This is a genomic window from Mycobacterium sp. NGS66, from assembly GCF_059812225.1.
The window spans coordinates 1-1,131 of sequence record NZ_JCALCG010000036.1; the positions used below are offsets into that span (position 1 = coordinate 1).

The window sequence follows — 1,131 nt, forward strand, 5'->3', positions numbered from 1 at the left end:
CTTAGTGGTCTGGGTCGGAATTTCGGTGACGTATTTGTCGGCGCTGATTAGGCGGCTGGTGTGAGCTGGGCGTTCTTGTGGATGATGATTCGGTCGAGTAGGTCGTGGAGGTCGGCCTTGGTGAACTTCCACTCGAATGGTGTGGCGATCTGCTGGTAGTAGTGCTGGAATTCCAGCAGTCTGGTCTGGAGTTCATCGAGGTTGTGGAAGTCGTTGGGTGCAAGCACCTTTCGCTGTATGACGGAGAAGTAGATCTCGACTTGGTTGAGCCAGGAGGCGTGTTTGGGCAGGTGGATGAGTTGCAGGGTGGGCCAGCGCGACTGCAACCGGTCAATGGATGGTTGGCCACGGTGGGAGGAACCGTTGTCGACGATCCAGAACACCCGGCGCGCGGTGGCATACGGTGGGCTTTCCATGACCTGGGCGACGAGCCGGTCGAAGGGGTCGTTGCCGGTGGTGGGCTCGCAACGGCCGAACACTCTGGCGTGGTGCACATCCCAGGCGGCCAGGTAGGCCAGGGCGCCGCCGCGGGCGTATTCGTGTTCGACACGGGTTGGCCGACCCGATGCGGCTGCGGTGGTGGGGTGTTTTCGGATGCGGGCCTGGATGGAGGTCTTCTCGTCGGCGCTGATCACGTACTCGTCGGCGGCCAGCGTGGTCTGATCGAAGCGGCGTGCGTACAGGTCGAGCACGCGCGCGGCCTTGGTGGCGAAGTCAGGGTCGCGGGGGAAGATCCAGGACCGGTGCTGCCAGGGCTTGATCGCATCCGCGGACAGCCAGCGCCAGATCGTGGTGCCCGAGATGGCGGCGACGATGCCTTGCTCGACGGCGGTGCGGGCCAAATCCGGGCAGTGCCAGCGGGCCAACGGGACACCGGCGGTGGTGGGCAATTCGCAGGCCAGCGCTTTGACCGCGACCACGACGTCAGGGGGAAAAACTCGGGGGTCGTCCGCCCCGGGGTTGATCGGCCAGTCCGGGCAGGCGGTGCTCGTGAAAGCGTTTGCGCCACTTGGAGACCACTTGGCGGGGAGTGTCTAGGCGGGCGGCGATCTCGTCGTTGCCCAGTCCCTCGGCGGCATAGAGGACGATCTTGGCTCGCACGACCTCTGAATACGGTGACGTATATCTGCG

At 64.2% G+C, this 1,131-nt stretch carries 2 protein-coding genes; both read right to left on the reverse strand.

Annotated features, from left to right (window positions below; all coding sequences use genetic code 11):
* Nucleotides 1-47: 47 nt before the first annotated feature.
* Nucleotides 48-920, reverse strand: a complete 873-nt coding sequence (locus AC5Y2L_RS28535; protein ID WP_499940090.1) for an IS630 family transposase — start codon at nucleotides 918-920, stop codon at nucleotides 48-50.
* Nucleotides 921-924: 4 nt separating this feature from the next.
* Nucleotides 925-1,131 (reverse strand): helix-turn-helix domain-containing protein (locus tag AC5Y2L_RS28540; RefSeq protein ID WP_499940088.1); only part of this gene is annotated, 207 nt, incomplete at its 5' end.